12 protein-coding genes are annotated in these 16,542 nt (G+C 65.2%); 7 read left to right on the top strand and 5 right to left on the bottom strand.

The genetic code is table 11. The features are described 5' to 3' along the window. Positions 1–60 precede the first annotated feature (60 nt). From pgmB to ABC729_RS23355, 4 genes are all read left to right on the top strand, one after another. Positions 61–3,018, top strand: coding sequence for a beta-phosphoglucomutase (gene pgmB / locus ABC729_RS23370; protein WP_495610016.1), 2,958 nt, complete (start codon positions 61–63; stop codon positions 3,016–3,018). Positions 3,019–3,123: 105 nt separating this feature from the next. Continuing rightward, positions 3,124–5,568 carry a TonB-dependent receptor gene (locus tag ABC729_RS23365; protein WP_495610015.1) on the top strand — a complete coding sequence of 815 codons (2,445 nt, stop codon included), beginning with the start codon at positions 3,124–3,126 and terminating at the stop codon, positions 5,566–5,568. Between the two features lie 192 nt (positions 5,569–5,760). Further along, positions 5,761–7,743 carry a hypothetical protein gene (locus tag ABC729_RS23360; protein ID WP_495610014.1) on the top strand — a complete coding sequence of 661 codons (1,983 nt, stop codon included), beginning with the start codon at positions 5,761–5,763 and terminating at the stop codon, positions 7,741–7,743. A gap of 47 nt (positions 7,744–7,790) precedes the next feature. Continuing rightward, positions 7,791–9,011 carry an MFS transporter gene (locus ABC729_RS23355; protein ID WP_495610013.1) on the top strand — a complete coding sequence of 407 codons (1,221 nt, stop codon included), beginning with the start codon at positions 7,791–7,793 and terminating at the stop codon, positions 9,009–9,011. Positions 9,012–9,014: 3 nt separating this feature from the next. On the opposite strand, the gene ABC729_RS23350 is transcribed toward ABC729_RS23355, so the two are convergent. From ABC729_RS23350 to ABC729_RS23330, 5 genes are all read right to left on the bottom strand, one after another. Continuing rightward, positions 9,015–9,443, bottom strand: a complete 429-nt coding sequence (locus tag ABC729_RS23350) for a DUF2442 domain-containing protein (RefSeq protein ID WP_495610012.1) — start codon at positions 9,441–9,443, stop codon at positions 9,015–9,017. Positions 9,444–9,539: 96 nt separating this feature from the next. Then, a complete protein-coding gene (locus ABC729_RS23345) occupies positions 9,540–9,794 on the bottom strand; it encodes a DUF4160 domain-containing protein (protein ID WP_495610011.1) in 255 nt (84 codons plus the stop codon). 75 nt (positions 9,795–9,869) lie between these two features. Beyond that, a complete protein-coding gene (locus ABC729_RS23340; RefSeq protein ID WP_495610010.1) occupies positions 9,870–10,406 on the bottom strand; it encodes a HutD/Ves family protein in 537 nt (178 codons plus the stop codon). Further along, on the bottom strand, positions 10,403–11,131 hold the full coding sequence (hutC, locus tag ABC729_RS23335) for a histidine utilization transcriptional repressor HutC (RefSeq protein ID WP_495610009.1): 729 nt from the start codon (positions 11,129–11,131) through the stop codon (positions 10,403–10,405). Before hutC ends, ABC729_RS23340 begins: the two co-directional genes overlap by 4 nt. Beyond that, positions 11,128–12,483, bottom strand: coding sequence for a formimidoylglutamate deiminase (locus ABC729_RS23330; RefSeq protein ID WP_495610008.1), 1,356 nt, complete (start codon positions 12,481–12,483; stop codon positions 11,128–11,130). Before ABC729_RS23330 ends, hutC begins: the two co-directional genes overlap by 4 nt. Before the next feature lie 306 nt (positions 12,484–12,789). On the opposite strand from ABC729_RS23330, the gene hutI reads away from it, so the two are divergent. From hutI to hutG, 3 genes are all read left to right on the top strand, one after another. Then, positions 12,790–13,995, top strand: coding sequence for an imidazolonepropionase (hutI, locus tag ABC729_RS23325; RefSeq protein ID WP_495610007.1), 1,206 nt, complete (start codon positions 12,790–12,792; stop codon positions 13,993–13,995). Next, positions 13,995–15,539, top strand: coding sequence for a histidine ammonia-lyase (gene hutH / locus ABC729_RS23320; RefSeq protein WP_495610006.1), 1,545 nt, complete (start codon positions 13,995–13,997; stop codon positions 15,537–15,539). Before hutI ends, hutH begins: the two co-directional genes overlap by 1 nt. A 171-nt stretch (positions 15,540–15,710) precedes the next feature. Then, positions 15,711–16,541, top strand: coding sequence for an N-formylglutamate deformylase (gene hutG / locus ABC729_RS23315; protein ID WP_495610005.1), 831 nt, complete (start codon positions 15,711–15,713; stop codon positions 16,539–16,541). Position 16,542: the final 1 nt, after the last annotated feature.

The raw sequence follows: 16,542 nt of genomic DNA, 5'->3' as shown, positions 1-16,542 counted from the left end.
AAGCGTATCTTGGGGAGGTTTGCCGTGGCGGAGAGAGCATCTCACGTCCGCGCAGGAGATGTGCGTGCCGATGCCGGGGATGGCTGGACCATCCGTGTTGCGGGTTTCGATCCGGCAACTGCGGCCCGTGACGAAAGCCTGTTTGCGCTGGCCAACGGTGCCCTGGGTGTGCGTGGCGGCATCGATGGCGTCGACAGTGCCAGCGACGGTGCCTTCCTGGCTGCCTTCTTCGAACAGGCACCGATCCATTATCATGAGAAATTCACCGGTTTTGCGCTTTCCACCGACACCCGCGTGCCCGTGGCCGATGCCAAGCATGTGCGGATCGTGCTGGACGGCGAAACCGTCACCCTGACCCCGGATGCCGGTCTGGTCCGTGAGCTGAACCTGTCCACGGGCCGGTTCCGCACGTCGATGCACCATACGGCCAAGGGTGGCACGGTGGAGATTACCACCGACCGTATGGTCAGCCTTGCCCGTCCCGGTCTGCTGGCCCTGCACGTCACCGTCCGCTCGCTGGATTATACCGGCCCCGTCACCCTGCTGTCCGACCTGCGCTGGGGCCGCCGGGCGGAGGGGCAGGGCGATGATCCGCGCATCGGCGTCTCGCTGGGGGCTGGCGGGGTGGACAGTTTCCCGATGGAGGCTGACGGCATCCCCACCGCCCTGCGCCAGACGGCCCGCCTGTCGCGCCGCACCTGCCTGCTGCGTCAGGATCACGTGCCCGGTCAAGGCCTGTCCGCCGACCAGCCTTTCCTGACGCTGGACAGCATCAGTCAGCCCTTCCATGCCGACCTGACGCCCGGCGCTGAAGCCGAGCTGGTGAAGTTCGCCGCTTATGCCTGGGCCGATAGTGACGGCGACATCGCCACCCTTTTCGCCGATGCCGGTACCACCCTAGCGGCAGCCCAGACCGCCGGGTGGGACGCATTGGCAAAGGAACAGGCCGATGATCTCGCCCGCTTCTGGGCCGATGCCGATGTGGTGATCGATGGCGATGCGGGCCTGCAGCAGGCCATCCGCTTCAACCTGTTCCACCTGTACCAATCGACGGGCCGCGGCGGTGCCACCTCCATCGCGGCCAAGGGCCTGACGGGGGAAGGGTACGAGGGTCATTATTTCTGGGACACGGAAACCTTCATCCTGCCCGTGCTGGCCTTCACGGCCCCGCAACTGGCGCGGCGGATGCTGGAATACCGGATCGGCCGGCTGGACCGCGCCCGCGCCCATGCGCGCGGCATGGGGCATAGCGCGGGGGCCCTGTTCCCCTGGCGCACCATCGCCGGCGATGAATGTTCGGCCCATTACCCCAGCGGGTCGGCGCAGTATCACATCAATGCCGACATCGCCTTTGCCGCGCGCCTCTATGAGGAAGCGACCGGCGACAGCGCCTTCCTTTACGCCCATGCCGCCGAAATGCTGTTCGAAACGGCCCGCATCTGGCCGCAGGTCGGGCATTTCAACGCCCGCAAGGGCGGGGCCTTCACCATTCATGAGGTGACGGGGCCGGACGAATACACCGCGCTGGTGAACAATAACTTCTACACCAACGCCATGGCCGCCGCCCATCTGGCCCATGCCGCCGATCTCTATCGCCGCATGGGCAGCGATGCGCCCGACCATCTCTCGACCCTGGCCACCCGCATCGGCCTGACAGCGGATGAGGTGGCGTTCTGGCAACGGGCGGCGGATAGCATGTACCTGCCCACCGATCCCGACCTGGGCGTCAGCCCGCAGGATGATGATTTCCTGTCCAAGCCTGTCTGGCCCTTCGCCGATACGCCCGCCGACAAATATCCGCTGCTGCTGCACTATCACCCGCTGGCCATCTATCGCCATCAGGTCTGCAAGCAGGCCGACGTGGTCTTGGCCATGCTGTTGGCCGGCGACCGTTTCAGCCCCGCCTTGAAGCGCCGCAATTTCGATTATTACGAGGCCGTAACGGTGCATGACAGCACCCTGTCGCCCAGCAGCTACGGCATCCTGGCCGCAGAGCTGGGGGACAGTGAAAAGGCCATTCGTTACTTTACCGAAACGGCCCGCATCGATCTGGACGACCTGCATGGTAATGCCAGCCATGGCGTGCATATGGCGGCCATGGCCGGGTCCTGGTTGGGCATCGCCTGGGGCTTCGGCGGCTTGCGCTGGCAGGGCGGCATCGCCCGCTTTGCCCCTCTCCTGCCCCCCGGCTGGACCCGTTACGGCTTCGGCATCAATTGGCAGGGTCGCCGCCTGCGGGTGGAGGTTGATCAGGTCGGTACCACCTATCGCCTGTTGTCGGGCGATGCTCTGACCATCCATCACCATGGCGCGCCCGTCACCCTGACGCCGGGTCAGGATACAGCCATCGCCCACAGCCCCTTCCCCGCCCCGGTCAAGGCCATCATCTTCGACCTGGACGGCGTCCTGACCGACACGGCGGAGGGCCATTATCAGGCCTGGCAGCGTCTGGCGGATGAGCTGGGCGTGCCCTTCGACCGCGAAAAGAACGAGGCGCTGAAGGGCATTGACCGTATGGGCAGCCTGGAACGCATTCTGGCCGGCTCTGCCGTCACCCTGACGGATGCCGAGAAGCTGGAAGCAGCCACCCGCAAGAACGGCTATTACCAGGACCTGATCGCACGGTTCAGCCCAGATGATCTGTTCGACGGCGTGCGCGACCTGCTGCTGGCTGCCAAGGCAGCGGGGCTGAAGCTGGGCGTGGCCTCGGCCAGCCGCAACGCCCCCACCCTGTTGACGCGCCTGGGCATCATCGACCTGTTCGACCATGTCGCCGATGCCGGTGCCATCCCCAATCCGAAGCCAGCACCCGACATTTTTCTGTCGGTCGCCCAGGCCCTGGATGTCCCCCCGCCCGCGTGCCTGGGTGTGGAGGACAGCATGGCCGGGATCACCGCGATCAAAGCCGCCGGCATGCCGGCGCTGGGTATCGGTGATCCCGCCATCTTGACCGAAGCCGATGAGGTCATCGGCCATATCCGCGAATTCCGGCTGGACCGTTTCGTCCGCCCGGCATGACAATCCGGGCGCCATCCCGAGAGGGGGGATGCGTCGCCCGGACGAAAACCAAACACAGCCCATCAATCAAGAAGCATCCGGGTGATGCTCATACGGGAGGTCCCTATGACTAAGTTTGACAAGAAGCTGCTGACGGGTGCTGCCTTCGCGGCCCTGCTGCTGCCCGCCATCGGCGCTGCCCAGGCGCAGGAAGCCGCCCAGGGTGGCCTGCTGGAAGAAATCATCGTCACCGGCGTGGCGCGTTCCGACGGTATCAAGAAGCTGGATGCCAGCTTCTCCATCACCACCGCTGATGCCGAAGCCATCGCGGAACAGCAGCCGGCCAGCACCGCCGACCTCCTGAAGATCGTCCCCGGCGTCTGGGTTGAAAGCTCGTCTGGCACCACCGGTGCCAATATCGACGTGCGCGGCTTCCCCGGCGGCGGCGATGCGCCCTTCATCACGGTGCAGCTGGACGGATCGCCCATCTTCCCGCCGCCCACCCTTTCCTTCCTGGAAAACAGCTCGCTGTTCCGCCTGGACGACACGGTAGAGCGGGTGGAGGTGCTGCGCGGCGGTCCCTCGCCCATCTTCTCCAACGGTCAGCCGGGTGCGACCATCAATTTCATCCAGCGCAAGGGTAAGGAAGATCCCGAGGGCAGCCTGAAACTGACCGTAGGGGATGAGGGCCTGTACCGTTTCGACACCTATTATCAGGGTGCGCTGGACAAGGATCTGCTGTTCTCGGTCGGCGGCTTCTACCGCACGTCGGACGGCATCCGTGACACCGAATTCCCCGCCGACCGCGGCGGTCAGATCAGCGGCAATATCACCAAGGTCCTGGAAAACGGCGAGGTCACCTTCTACGGTCGTTACACCAACGACAAGAACGCCTTCTACACCGCCATCCCGCTGCTCTCCTCCAACAATGGCAAGACCATCAAGGAGTTTCCGGGCTTTGATGCCGGCACTGGCACCTTCCTGGGCAATGAGCTGCGCAATGTCGTGCTGGAGGTCAGCCCCGGTGCCACGCCCGGCACCATCCGCCGCGATTTCGCCGATGGCCGTGGTGCCAATGTCGCCTTGGTCGGCAACACGATCGACCTGACCTTCGGGGATTGGACGGTCAGCAACAAGATGAACTACATGAAGGGTCAGGCCGACACGCGTGGCCTGTTCACAGGTGCGAACCCGCAGACCCTGGGCAGCTTCATCAGCGGCCAGATCAGCTCGGCCAACAGCAATGCCGCCGTGGTTGCCGCCGCCGGCAGCACCGCCACGGCCGGTTCCGCCAGCTTCGCCAATGGCGGGGCCGCCATCACCGATATGAATATGCAGGTGATCACGGCGGGCCTCTGGTCGGTGGACAAGGACCTGGAAAGCTTCACCGACGATATCCGCTTCAGCCGGGAAGTGTTCGACGGCAACACCATCACCATCGGTGCCTATTTCGCGGATTATTCGTCCAAGGATCTCTGGTATCTGGGCAATAACGTCCTGATGACGGCCACGCCGAATGCACGGCTGATCAATCTGACACTGAACAACGGTGCCAAGGTTACCCGCAACGGCTTCGTCGGCACCTCCTTCTATGATGTGAATGCCAGCTATAATGGCCGCAACATCGCCGCCTTCATTGCCGATGAATGGGCGCTGACCGATGATTTGCGCGTCGATATCGGCGGCCGCGTCGAACAGCAGAAGGTGGATGCCACGCTGGAAAACGTGTCCAACGTCGATCTGGACGGCAATCCGCTGACGCTGTCCAACAACTCTACCTCCGTCCTGAACGGTTCCTTCCGCACCATGGACTATTCCAACACGGAAACATCCTGGACGGCGGGCGTGAACTATTACCTGACGGGCGATCTGTCGGTGTTCGGTCGCCTGAACAGCGGCTTCAAGTTCCCGCAGTTCGACAATCTGCGTGACGGCCAGGACCAGACGCAGAAGATCGATCAGCAGGAAATCGGTCTGAAGACCCGCACCCGCGACTATGCCGCCTACGTCACCTTCTTCCATAACAAGTTCAAGGGCCTGCCCTTCGGACAGTTCGTCGTTAATCCCGATGGCAGCCAGAGCCAGATCACCCGCATCGGCGGCTCCAAGGCTTACGGTATCGAGTTTGAGCTGATGGCCAGCCCGATCGAGAACCTGGAACTGGCCCTGCGCGGCAATTACCAGAAGGGCGAGTTTGAGGATTTCGGTGCCAACAGCGGCAATCAGGTCCACCGCCAGCCGAAATTCCAGTTCACCTTCTCGCCCTCCTATGATGTGCCGATGGATTGGGGCAAGCTGCGCTTCTTCGCCAGCTACAACTACACCGGCGCGCGTTGGGCCGATGTGGAGAATGCCCAGCGCCTGCCCAGCTTCAACACCATCGATGCCGGCATCTCCGCCGATATCGGTGATGACGTGACGGTCATGCTGTCGGGCACCAACCTGACGGACGAATTGGGCCTGACCGAGGGCAATGCCCGCATCATCGGCAACGCCAACCAGGGCGGCGTCTTCATGGGCCGCCCGATCTTCGGGCGTAACGTGAAGATGTCGGTGGCGACCAAGTTCTAAGGTCGTAGGGTGTATCCCCGCCTACGCGGGGATACACCCTCAACAGCGTCATCCCGGCGAAAGCCGGGCCCCAGGGGCCAGGTGCCCAACCTATCGGCAACTTCGATCCACACTGCCTCACGGTTTTATCTTCTACCCCTGGGTCCCGGCTTCCGCCGGGATGACGAAAATAGCGATTTCGGAGTCCGCCCCATGCCCCGCCTGACCCGCCTCGGCAAGGCCCTGCCGCTGCTGGCCCTGCTTCTGGCGGGCCCCGCAAAGGGCGATGATGCGCTGCGTTTCGACCTGACGGTCGGGCAGCACCAGAACCTGTTCCTGCGTGACGGTTCCGTCTCCACCCATCTAGTGGCTGGTGCTGGCCGGATCGTCGTGACCTTCCCCGCCGGCAATGCCGGCATCGGCCTGTGGAGCGATGCCAAGGCGTCGATCACCGCCGGCCCCCTGTCCCCCATCACCATCCCCGACGCTAAGGGTCGCCCCCTGCACGGCGTCGAAACAACGGTGACGGTCGTGGCATCCCAGCTGACAATCCGCCATGCAATCCTGTCCAGCATCCGGGTTCTACGCGACTTTCAGCATTCGTCCGCGCACCAGCCCCTGGTCGACACCAAGCCCACCCTTGATGGCACTGCTGTCCGCTGGCAGCGCGACCGACTGGACGGTGCCGCCGGCTTCCTTTTGACCCTGTCCCCGCTGAACGGCTCCGCCACGACCAACCCGGACGGCACCGTCACGCTCTCTACCCCCGACACCGCCCTGCGCCTGAAACTGACGGCGGCCAGCGGCGAAACACCCCTGACCCCCATCGCACTCTCCGACCTGCTGACCGACCGCGCCGCGCCGGACCAGAAGGCCCGGCAGGTGCTGGATTTCCTCAGCTACCGGGAAAAGCTTATGGCCGGGTCCTGGGCCTATAACACCTATTTCGGGCGCGACACGCTGATGTCGCTGCGCCTGCTGATGCCGGTCCTGCAACCCGCCGCCATTGAGGCCGGGCTGGGTGCGGTCCTGGAACGGCTCAGCCCGACCGGCGATGTCGCGCATGAGGAGGATGTGGGCGAATTCGCCGTCCTGCGCCACCGCCTGGAACAGGGCAGCAACAGCGCCGATCCCATCTTTGACTACAAGATGGTCGATGACGACCTGATGCTGGCCCCCATCCTGGCTGATTATCTGGAACGCATCCCCGCCCGCGAGGCCCAGCTTTTCCTGGCGCGGCGCACGCCGTCGGGTGAGGCCTATGGCGCGCTGCTGGCCCGTAACATCTCTTTTGTCCTGACCCGCGCGCAAGCCTTCGCCGCCAATCCCGTCGCCAGCAACCTGATCCCCCTGCCGGCGGGACAGAAGGTGGGCGACTGGCGCGACAGCCAGGAAGGACTGGCCGGTGGCCGCTATTCCTACTCCGTCAATGCCGTGCTGGCCCCCGCCGCCCTTACCGCCATCACCCGCCTGCATAAATCCGGCCTGCTCTATCCCTACAGCCGTGACCTGTCACTTGCCGAACCCGTGGCAAGGGTCTGGACCGACAAGGCCCCCGCCCTGTTCGCGGCCACCATCCCGGCAGCCGAAGCTCAGGCGGCAATCACCCGCTTCGCCGCCGAACTGGGCATTCCCAGCGCCCCCCTGCCGCAAGGCCCACTGCATTTCGATGCGCTGGCCCTGGATGATAACGGCCACCCCCTGCCAATCATGCATTCCGACACGGGCTTTGCCCTGCTGTTCCTGAACCCGGATGCCGCCACACTGGACCGCGCCGTCACGCCGCTGCTGCACCGCCTGCCCGCCGGTCTGATGACCGATGCCGGTATGGTGGTCGCCAACGCCGCCTGGGCACCCGCCCCCATCCGCGCCGAATTCGGCCCCGGCTACTATCACGGGGCCGTCATCTGGTCCTGGCAGCAGGCCTTGATGGCCGCCGGCCTGGAGCAGCAACTGGCCCGCACCGACCTGCCCGCCGCCACCCGCACCCGCCTGCAATCGGCGCAGCGCGCGCTGTGGCAGGCGATCCGTGCCGTCCCGACCGATCAGCGCACATCCGAACTCTGGTCCTGGGCCTGGCAGGAGGGCCGCTTCACCTACCGCCCCTTCGGCCAGGGTGGTGGGGATCAAACGGAATCCAACGCCGCGCAATTGTGGAGCACGGTCTATCTGGCCGTCAAACCACCGGCCCTTTGACAAACAGCGCCAAACCAACAAAAACGGAACAGGGAAGGATATGCGGCATGCGTAACGGACGGGCGGTACTGGCGGTGGCTTTGACCTATGTGGTCTTTGCCATGCTGCTGAATTCAGTGGGCACGGTCATCCTGCAATCGATCCAGAGCTTTGGCGTGACCAAGCTGGAGGCGGGGCGGCTGGAGGCCTACAAGGACCTGCCCATCGCCATCACCAGCTTCATCGTCGCCAGCTTCCTGCCCCGCATCGGCTATCGCCGTGCCATGATCGCCGCCCTGGTGCTGGAAGGGCTGGCGGCGGCCCTGATGCCGTTCCTGTCGGCCTTCTGGGCCATGAAGCTGATGTTCTTCTGCATCGGTGTCGGCTTCGCGCATGTGAAGGTGGCGGCCTATTCCTCCATCGGCCTGCTGACGCGCGACAAACAAGGTCATGCCAGCCTGACCAACACGATTGAGGGCGTGTTCATGCTGGGCGTGCTGGGCAGCTACTGGCTGTTCAGCCTGTTCGTGAATCACGAAAACCCCGCCGATCCCTCCTGGCTCAACGTCTATTGGGTCCTGTCCGCCATCGCCTTTGCCACTGCCGCCCTCTGGTCCGTGACGCCGCTGGATGAGAGAGAGGCTCAGGCCCCCGATGCCAAGCCCGGCATCCGACAGATGGCGCACCTCGCCGTCACCCCCATCGCGGTGGTGTTCCTGGCCTCGGCCTTCCTCTATGTCCTGATCGAACAGGCCATCGGCACCTGGCTGCCCACCTTCAACGCGGAGGTGCTGCACCTGCCCGCCGCCATGTCGATCCAGGCCACCAGCATTTTTGCCGCGGGCATCGCGCTGGGCCGGCTGGGGGCCGGCGTGGCCCTGGCCCGTATCGGCTGGTTCCCGTTTCTGGCGGGTTGTCTGGTCGCCATGACGGCGCTGGTCCTGCTGACCCTGCCGCTGGCCGACGGGGTGCAGCCGATGGCAGAGGCCAACTGGTTGGCCGCTCCCATCGCCGCCTTCATGCTGCCCTTGATCGGCCTGTTCATGGCGCCGATCTACCCGGTGATCAATTCCGTCATCCTGTCGGCCCTGCCCAAGCATGAACATGCCGCCATGACCGGCCTGATCGTGGTGTTCTCCGCCCTTGGCGGCACCTTCGGCTCCTTCGTCACCGGCTTCCTGTTCGACCGGCTGGGCGGGCATACGGCGTTCTACATGGCGCTGGTGCCCATGGCCGCCATCGCGGTGACGCTGTTCCTGCTGGACCGGCGGACGCGGGCGGCGGGTTAAATCTTACGCCTGATCCTGGCGGGGCCGGCCGGCCCGGCGCGGGACGTAATAGGCTTCGAACATCACCTTATCCTGTTCCAGGGCGCGGCAGACGATCTGGACCGGGCGCGGCACCTGTGGTGACGCCTTATAGCTGTGCCAGGTGGAGAGCGCGATATCCAGGATATCCGCCGCCTCCTGGTTAGAAACCCGCATGCGCTCCTGCCACGCCGCCAGATCACGGCCTGACAGGCCACGCTGCTGGTCGGCCAGTTGCTTCAGGTGATAGCTGTCGATGGCCAGTTCCTCATCCCCGCACCATTCAACCGCCAGCCCGAAAGACCCGACCGCAGCAGTGGCAAAATCCTCGCGCGTGATAAGTCGCTGAAAATCCTCCCCCCCGTGGCGATCCAGCCGGCCAGATCGACATGATCCGACCCACCGTCCCGCCATTGCACTATGAGGGTGGCTTTTTCACCGACCGTAACGGCCTCGATCCGGGGAAGGGGGACAGCGGTCATCGTGAAACCTCTTAGACAACGGCAAGATTCAGGTCTTCAGGGACGGGTTGCATCGGTTCCATTCCGCGATCAGCACATCCTGATTATCAGCGGTCCAGGTCCGGATCTGCTTCCACACCGCCAGCGGCATGTCGCCGGCAAGGATGGATGGATTGCGGATCGTCACCAGCGCCCCATAATCGGGATGTTCGACATGGAAATGCGGCGGGTTATGGTCATTGCCCCGCACCCGCAGCACAGGGCTGCCCGGCAGGTTCAGTTCCGTACAATCCAGCCGCGCCATGCCGTCCCCTTTCATCGGGAAACATGATCCGAAATCCGGACAAGATCAATATCATCATCCGAATTTCGGATTAATTTACCCCTGCACCCCCGCAATCACCACCAGCAGCCCTGCCCCCTCGCCCGTCACCGACGCCACCTCATCAGGCCCGACCAGCAGCGCGTCCCAACGCCCCAACCCACGATAACCGCTATCCAGCGCCAGCAGCAACCGCACCGCCGACACCCCGCCCAGCGCCACCGGCCCCCGCACGCGTGCCACCGAATGGGTAAAGCGCCCCCGCCGCGTCATGACATTCAGGTCATGCACCGGCCCGCCGGTCACCACCGCCTGCACCGGCAACTCCCCGTCAAACGCAAACGGCGCACTGTCGGGCGTCAGCACATGGCCGTTCAGCGCCATCGACCCGCCCGACAGGATGGTCAGCGTCCGGTCGATGCCGGGAAAGGCGGAAAACGGGCCATCCCCATCCACCCGTGCGATGGAGATACGCCAGTCGAAATCCGACAGGCCAGCCCCTTCCGGGAAGACGGCCACCGTCGCCGTCTCGCCCCCGCCGTTCTTCCACGCTGTCCAGGCGCGATCCGCCGCGCGCAGCAACACCCCGCTCATCCCGCCCCTCCGGCACCGGTAAAGCGCGCCACCAGATCGAACCCTGCCCCCGGAAACACCTGCCGCACATGGGTGATAGGCTGATCCCCGCGCCAGGTGCGACGGTCCAACAGCAGGCAGGCCGTGCCCTCATCCACCCCCAACGCCCCGGCCAACCGCCCGGCGGGGGCGGCGGTGATGCGATGTTCGGCTTCCGTCCAGGGCACATGCGCCAGCAGCCAGGAACCCGGTGCCACTTTGTTGAAATCCGCCGTTGCTGCTTCCGGCACGGCTTTCAAACTGATCAACCGTTCCTCCACGGCAAAGGGCACGCCATCGGCCAGATGTCGGCAGGTGAGCGCCAGCACCTTGGCTCCGCGCGGTGGCCGCATCCGCTCTGGATCGACCGACCCTGCCGGTAACACGTCACGGGACAGCAATTCCAGGCGGTAAATCTGCCCCCGCCCCGTCACTTCCGCCTGGATATCGGGAATGGCCAGGGCCGCCATATGGATCTGCGGACGCGACACAAAGGTCCCCGCCCGCTTGCGCCGCTCCAGCAGCCCCGCCTCCACCAGCCCCGTCAGCGCCTTGTTCACCGTCATGCGGGCGCAGCCATACTGCGCCATCAGCTCATGTTCGAACGGGATACGGTCGCCGGGCTTCAGGGTGCCTGACAGAATGGCCCCTTCGATATCGGCCCGGATGCGGGCATGCAGCGATAGGGTTGTGTCGTCAAAACTCATGACAGAATGGTTCCCAGCGCCAGACGGTAACGGGCGGCGACGGCGTCGCGCACGATATGGCGGCCCCCGCTTACCACGCGCCGGCCCCGCCGCCAAACCCCGTCCACCATGCGCTGTCCCGCAAAGATGAACCCGTCCAGCAGGGCATCACCCCGCCGGGCCGCCAGACTGGGCTGTGTCGCGTCCAGCGTCACGAAATCCGCCGCCGCCCCCAATGTCAGGCCGGTCACCCCCTGCCCCAGCGCCCGCGCGCCACCGGTCAGTGCGCCATCGAACAGCACCCGTCCCGTGGACGGTGTATCGGCCCGGCCCAGCACATTGCGTGCCCGATGGGCCAGACGCTGGGCATATTCCATGCTGCGCAGTTCTTCCGCCGCATCGATCAGGACATTGCTGTCCGACCCGATGCCAAACAGCCCACCCGCCGCCTGATAATCCCGCCCGTTGAAAATACCATCCCCCAGATTGGCCTCGGTAATGGGGCACAGGCCCGCCACGGCCCCGGACGCCGCCAGCTTCGCCGTCTCCGCCGCATCCATATGGGTGGCATGGACCAGACACCATTGCCCATCAACAGCCGCATGATCGAACAGCCAGGAAACGGGCCGCTGCCCGCTCCAGGCATGGCAATCGGCCACTTCCTTGATCTGTTCGGCGATATGGATATGGATGGGGCCGCCCGCCGCTAGGGCGGGAACGAAGGACAGGCTGTCCGGCGTGACGGCACGCAGGCTGTGCGGGGCCACGCCCACCACACCGTCGGGCAGGGTGGCCACCGCCACCCGGCTGGCCTCCATCACCCGCGCAAACCCGTCAATGCTGTTGATGAACCGCTTCTGCCCCGGCCCCGGTGCCTGCCGGCCGAAACCACCATACTGGTACAGAACCGGCAGCAGGGTCAGGGCAATCCCGGTCTCCGCCGCAGCATGGGCCAGCCTTGCGCCCATTTCCGCCGGGTTGGCATAGGCGGCACCGTCCACATCCTGGTGGATATAGTGGAACTCACCCACGCGCGTGAACCCGCCTTCCAGCATCTCGACAAAGGCCATGGCGGCAATGGCCTGCATCTCGTCCGGGCCGATGCGGTGGGCGAAGCGGTACATCACCTCCCGCCAGGTCCAGAAACTATCCTCCCCCGGCCCCCGCACCTCCGCCAGCCCCGCCATCCCGCGCTGAAAGGCATGGGAATGCAAGTTGGGCAGGCCGGCCACGGCGATGGCGTGACGCTCGTCGGTCGGTTCAGGGGCCGTGCCGACGGTTACAGACGCGATCACGCCGCCCTGCTCCACCACCCGCACCCCATCCGCCCAACCGCCCGGCAGCAGCGCCTGCTGGAACCAGAACCCGGCCATCACCCATACCCCCGAATTTCGTCTCAAGGCCCATATTAATGTATAGACATTAATTATGTATAGACATAAAAGAAAGGAAAACGGGCGCGATAGACGCCTTGATGAACGGTTCAGCGGGGAAAAGGTCGGACATGCGGCATGGATTTTTCGATCACACGCTTCTTACCCGTCATCCCGGCGAAAGCCGGGACCCAGGGGTCGCGGGCCCGATGATCGGGTTCCCCCGCTATTACGCTGCTGAACGCTCGGGCGCCTGGCCCCTGGGTCCCGGCTTTCGCCGGGATGACGAGGTGCGGGAAGACCCCCATGCAGGCTGATCACCTCTGGACTCACGCCCGCCTTGCCACCATGCGCCCCGACCTGCCCGGTCTGGGGATCGTGGAGGACGGGGTGATTGCTGCGCACAATGGCCGCATCATCTTTGCCGGTGCGGCCGCCGACGCCCCCGCCGTCACCGCCGCACAAACCACGGACTTGGGCGGCCGCTGGGTCACCCCCGGCCTGATCGACTGCCACACACATCTGGTCCATGCCGGCGACCGCGCGCATGAATTTGAACTGCGCCTTCAGGGTGCGACATACGAGGAGATTGCGCGGGCCGGCGGCGGCATCGTCTCCACCATGCGCGCCACCCGTGCGGCCACCCTGGATACGCTGATCTGCGAGGCGCTGCCCCGCCTCGACGCGCTGCTGGCCGAAGGCGTGACGACGGTGGAGGTGAAGTCCGGTTACGGCCTGACCCTGGCGGATGAGGTGAAGATGCTGCGCGCCGCCCGCGCGCTCTCCGACCACCGCCCCGTCGATGTCGCCACCACTTTCCTGGGTGCCCATGCCGTTCCGCCGGAATATGCCGAGGATCACGACGCCTATATCGATCTGGTCTGCCGCACCATGATCCCGCATGTGGCGCAGCATAAGCTGGCCGATGCCGTGGACGGTTTCTGTGAGGGCATCGGCTTCTCCCTGGCCCAGGTGCGCCGCGTCTTCCATGCGGCCAAGGCCCATGGTCTGGCGCTGAAACTGCACGCCGAACAGCTGTCGAACCTCAATGGTGCTGCCCTGGCCGCCCAATGCGGTGCCCTGTCGGCCGATCATCTGGAACATGTGGATGAACCCGCCGTGCGCACCATGGCGCAATCCGGCACCGTCGCCGTCATGCTGCCGGGTGCCTATTATTTCACGCGCGATACCAAGCTGCCGCCCATCGACCTGTTCCGCACCCATGGCGTGCCCATGGCGGTGGCGACCGATTGCAACCCCGGCACGGCCCCGCTGACCTCGCTCCTGCTCTCCCTGAACATGGCCGCCACCCTGTTCCGGATGAGTGTGGAGGAATGTCTGCTGGGGGCCACCCGCGTTGCGGCCAAGGCGCTGGGGCGCCACGCCGATATCGGCACGCTGGAGGCCGGCAAACAATGCGACCTCGCCATCTGGGACATTGAGCGTCCCGCCGAACTTGTCTATCGCATGGGGTTCAACCCCCTGCATACCCGTATCCACAGGGGGATCTGATGCCGCACTCCATGTCCGTCACGCTGCGCCCCGGCGCTGTCAGTTTGGGCGAATGGCGCCGCATCTATAATGGCGCTGCCGTGACGCTGGACCCCGCCTGCCGCCCGGCGGTGGAGCGTTCTGCCGCCACCATCGCCCGCATCATCGCCAAGGGTGATCCGGTCTATGGCGTGAATACCGGCTTTGGCAAGCTGGCCTCCGTGCGGATTGCTGCGGATGACCTCGAATTGCTGCAACGCAACATCGTGCTCTCTCATGCCGCCGGCGTGGGCGATCCGATGCCGCGTAACGTGCTGCGCCTTATGATGGCGCTGAAGCTCTCCAGCCTGGGCGTGGGTGCCTCCGGGGTGAAGCCGGCAACCCTCGACCTGTTGGAAGCGCTGCTGGCAAACGATATCCTGCCCGTGGTTCCGGCCCAGGGTTCGGTGGGCGCGTCCGGCGATCTGGCCCCCCTGTCGCACATGGCCGCCGCCATGATCGGCCATGGCGATGTCATCGCCAACGGCACCCGCATGCCGGCGGCGGACGCGCTGAAGGCCGCAGGCCTCTCCCCCCTGACCCTGGGGCCGAAGGAAGGGCTGGCCCTGCTGAACGGCACGCAATTCTCGACGGCCTACGCCCTTGCCGGCCTGTTCGAAGCCGAGCGCCTGCACGGCTCGGCCCTCGCCACCGGGGCACTCGCCACAGAAGCCGCCAAAGGCTCCGACACGCCGTTTGACCCCCGCATCCACCTGCTGCGCGGCCACAAGGGCCAGATCGCAGTGGCCGACACGTTGCGCCGCCTGATGGACGGCTCTGCCATCCGCGCCTCCCACCGCGAGGATGATATCCGCGTGCAGGACCCCTACTGCCTGCGCTGCCAGCCGCAGGTGATGGGCGCGGCCCTGGACCTGCTGCGGCAGGCGGGCCAGACGCTTTTGACGGAGGCCAACGCCGTCTCCGACAATCCGCTGGTGTTTGCCGACGATGACAGCGTGCTGTCGGGCGGCAATTTCCACGCCGAACCCGTAGCCTTCGCGGCCGACATGATCGCCATGGCCGTGTGCGAGATCGGCAGCCTGTCCGAACGCCGCATTGCCATGCTGGTCGATCCGGCCCTGTCCGGCCTGCCCGCCTTCCTGACGCCGAAGCCGGGCCTGAATTCCGGCTTCATGATCCCCCAGGTCACCGCCGCCGCCCTGGTGTCGGAAAACAAGCAGCGCGCCTATCCGGCCAGCGTCGACAGCATCCCTACCTCCGCCAATCAGGAAGACCATGTCTCAATGGCCGCCCACGGTGCCCGCCGCCTGCTATCCATGGTGGACAACGCCGACAGCGTGATCGCCATCGAATATCTGTCGGCAGCCCAGGGCTGCGACTTCCATGCCCCCTTGACCAGTTCAACCGTTCTGGAATCCCTGCGCGCCACCCTACGCGATGTCGTCCCCACCCTGACCGACGACCGCTATTTCCACGCCGACATCGACGCCGCCTTGACCCTGGTCCGCACCGGTGCCCTGATCAAGACGGTGACAGCGGGCGGTGTGGAACTGCCGGGGGTGTGAAAACACGCCCTTTCGTCATCCCGGCGAAAGCCGGGACCCAGCGTGAGGCGCGGTCAGCGCCGATATGAATCGTATCGCGGCAGACGCCGCTTATGCTGGGTCCCGGCTTTCGCCGGGATGACGAATAAGGGCAGTGAAAGTGAGTGCATCCTCCAGCAAAGGGACATCGCCATGACCGAAACACCCGACTGGCTGATCATCCATCAGGGCACCGCCCCCCTGATCCTCTCCATCCCGCATGCGGGAACGGAGATCGACTGGGCGCTGGAGGATGCGCTGGCCGATCCCTGGCGGGCGCGCAAGGATGCCGACTGGTGGGTGGGGCAGCTTTATTTCTTCGCCCGCGACCTGGGTGCCACCATTGTGCAGACCAGCCTGTCGCGCACCATGATCGACGTGAACCGCCCGCCCGATGGGGCCTCCCTCTATCCCGGACAGGCCACGACCGACCTCTGCCCGCTGACCACCTTCGACGGGGAGCCGCTGTACAATCCCGGCCAGGAACCCGACGCGATGGAGGTGTTGCGTCGGCGCGAACTGTTCCACGCCCCCTATCACGCCGCCTTGATGCTGGAAATCCTGCGCCTGCGCCGCACGCATCCGCGCGTCGTGCTGTATGATTGCCACTCCATCCGGTCCTGGGTGCCGCGCCTGTTCGACGGGCTGCTGCCGCATTTCAATATCGGCACGTTCGAGGGAAAAAGCTGCGATCCCGGCCTGACGCGGGTGATTGAGGCCGCGTGTGACGCCACACAGTTCAGCCGCGTCACCAATGGCCGTTTCAAGGGCGGCTATATCACCCGCCATTACGGACAGCCGGCCAAGGGCGTGCATGCGGTGCAGATGGAGCTGGCGACACGCGGCTACCTGCTGGAACCCGACGACGACCCCGCCCCCGACAATTGGCCCCCCGCCTATGACACCGCCTATGCGGCACCCATGGAAAAGGCCCTGCGCAATATCCTGACCGCCTGCATCGGCTGGGCGACGGACGCAAAGTAAC

It is taken from the genome of Niveispirillum sp. CC-CTL257, assembly GCF_059489915.1.
The sequence above is the reverse complement of the archived record's forward strand: the minus strand, read 5'-3'. Positions and strand labels throughout refer to the sequence as shown.

What these genes read in the sequence shown, in the direction of transcription:
- hutC (WP_495610009.1), bottom strand. Translation starts at nt 11,131, where the DNA reads ATGAGTTTTGACGACACAACCCTATCGCTGCATGCCCGCATCCGGGCC.
- ABC729_RS23345 (WP_495610011.1), bottom strand. Translation starts at nt 9,794, where the DNA reads ATGGCGCGGCTGGATTGTACGGAACTGAACCTGCCGGGCAGCCCTGTG.
- ABC729_RS23340 (WP_495610010.1), bottom strand. Translation starts at nt 10,406, where the DNA reads ATGAGCGGGGTGTTGCTGCGCGCGGCGGATCGCGCCTGGACAGCGTGG.
- ABC729_RS23365 (WP_495610015.1), top strand. Translation starts at nt 3,124, where the DNA reads ATGACTAAGTTTGACAAGAAGCTGCTGACGGGTGCTGCCTTCGCGGCC.
- ABC729_RS23330 (WP_495610008.1), bottom strand. Translation starts at nt 12,483, where the DNA reads ATGGCCGGGTTCTGGTTCCAGCAGGCGCTGCTGCCGGGCGGTTGGGCG.
- hutH (WP_495610006.1), top strand. Translation starts at nt 13,995, where the DNA reads ATGCCGCACTCCATGTCCGTCACGCTGCGCCCCGGCGCTGTCAGTTTG.
- ABC729_RS23350 (WP_495610012.1), bottom strand. Translation starts at nt 9,443, where the DNA reads ATGGCGGGACGGTGGGTCGGATCATGTCGATCTGGCCGGCTGGATCGC.
- ABC729_RS23355 (WP_495610013.1), top strand. Translation starts at nt 7,791, where the DNA reads ATGCGTAACGGACGGGCGGTACTGGCGGTGGCTTTGACCTATGTGGTC.
- ABC729_RS23360 (WP_495610014.1), top strand. Translation starts at nt 5,761, where the DNA reads ATGCCCCGCCTGACCCGCCTCGGCAAGGCCCTGCCGCTGCTGGCCCTG.
- hutI (WP_495610007.1), top strand. Translation starts at nt 12,790, where the DNA reads ATGCAGGCTGATCACCTCTGGACTCACGCCCGCCTTGCCACCATGCGC.
- hutG (WP_495610005.1), top strand. Translation starts at nt 15,711, where the DNA reads ATGACCGAAACACCCGACTGGCTGATCATCCATCAGGGCACCGCCCCC.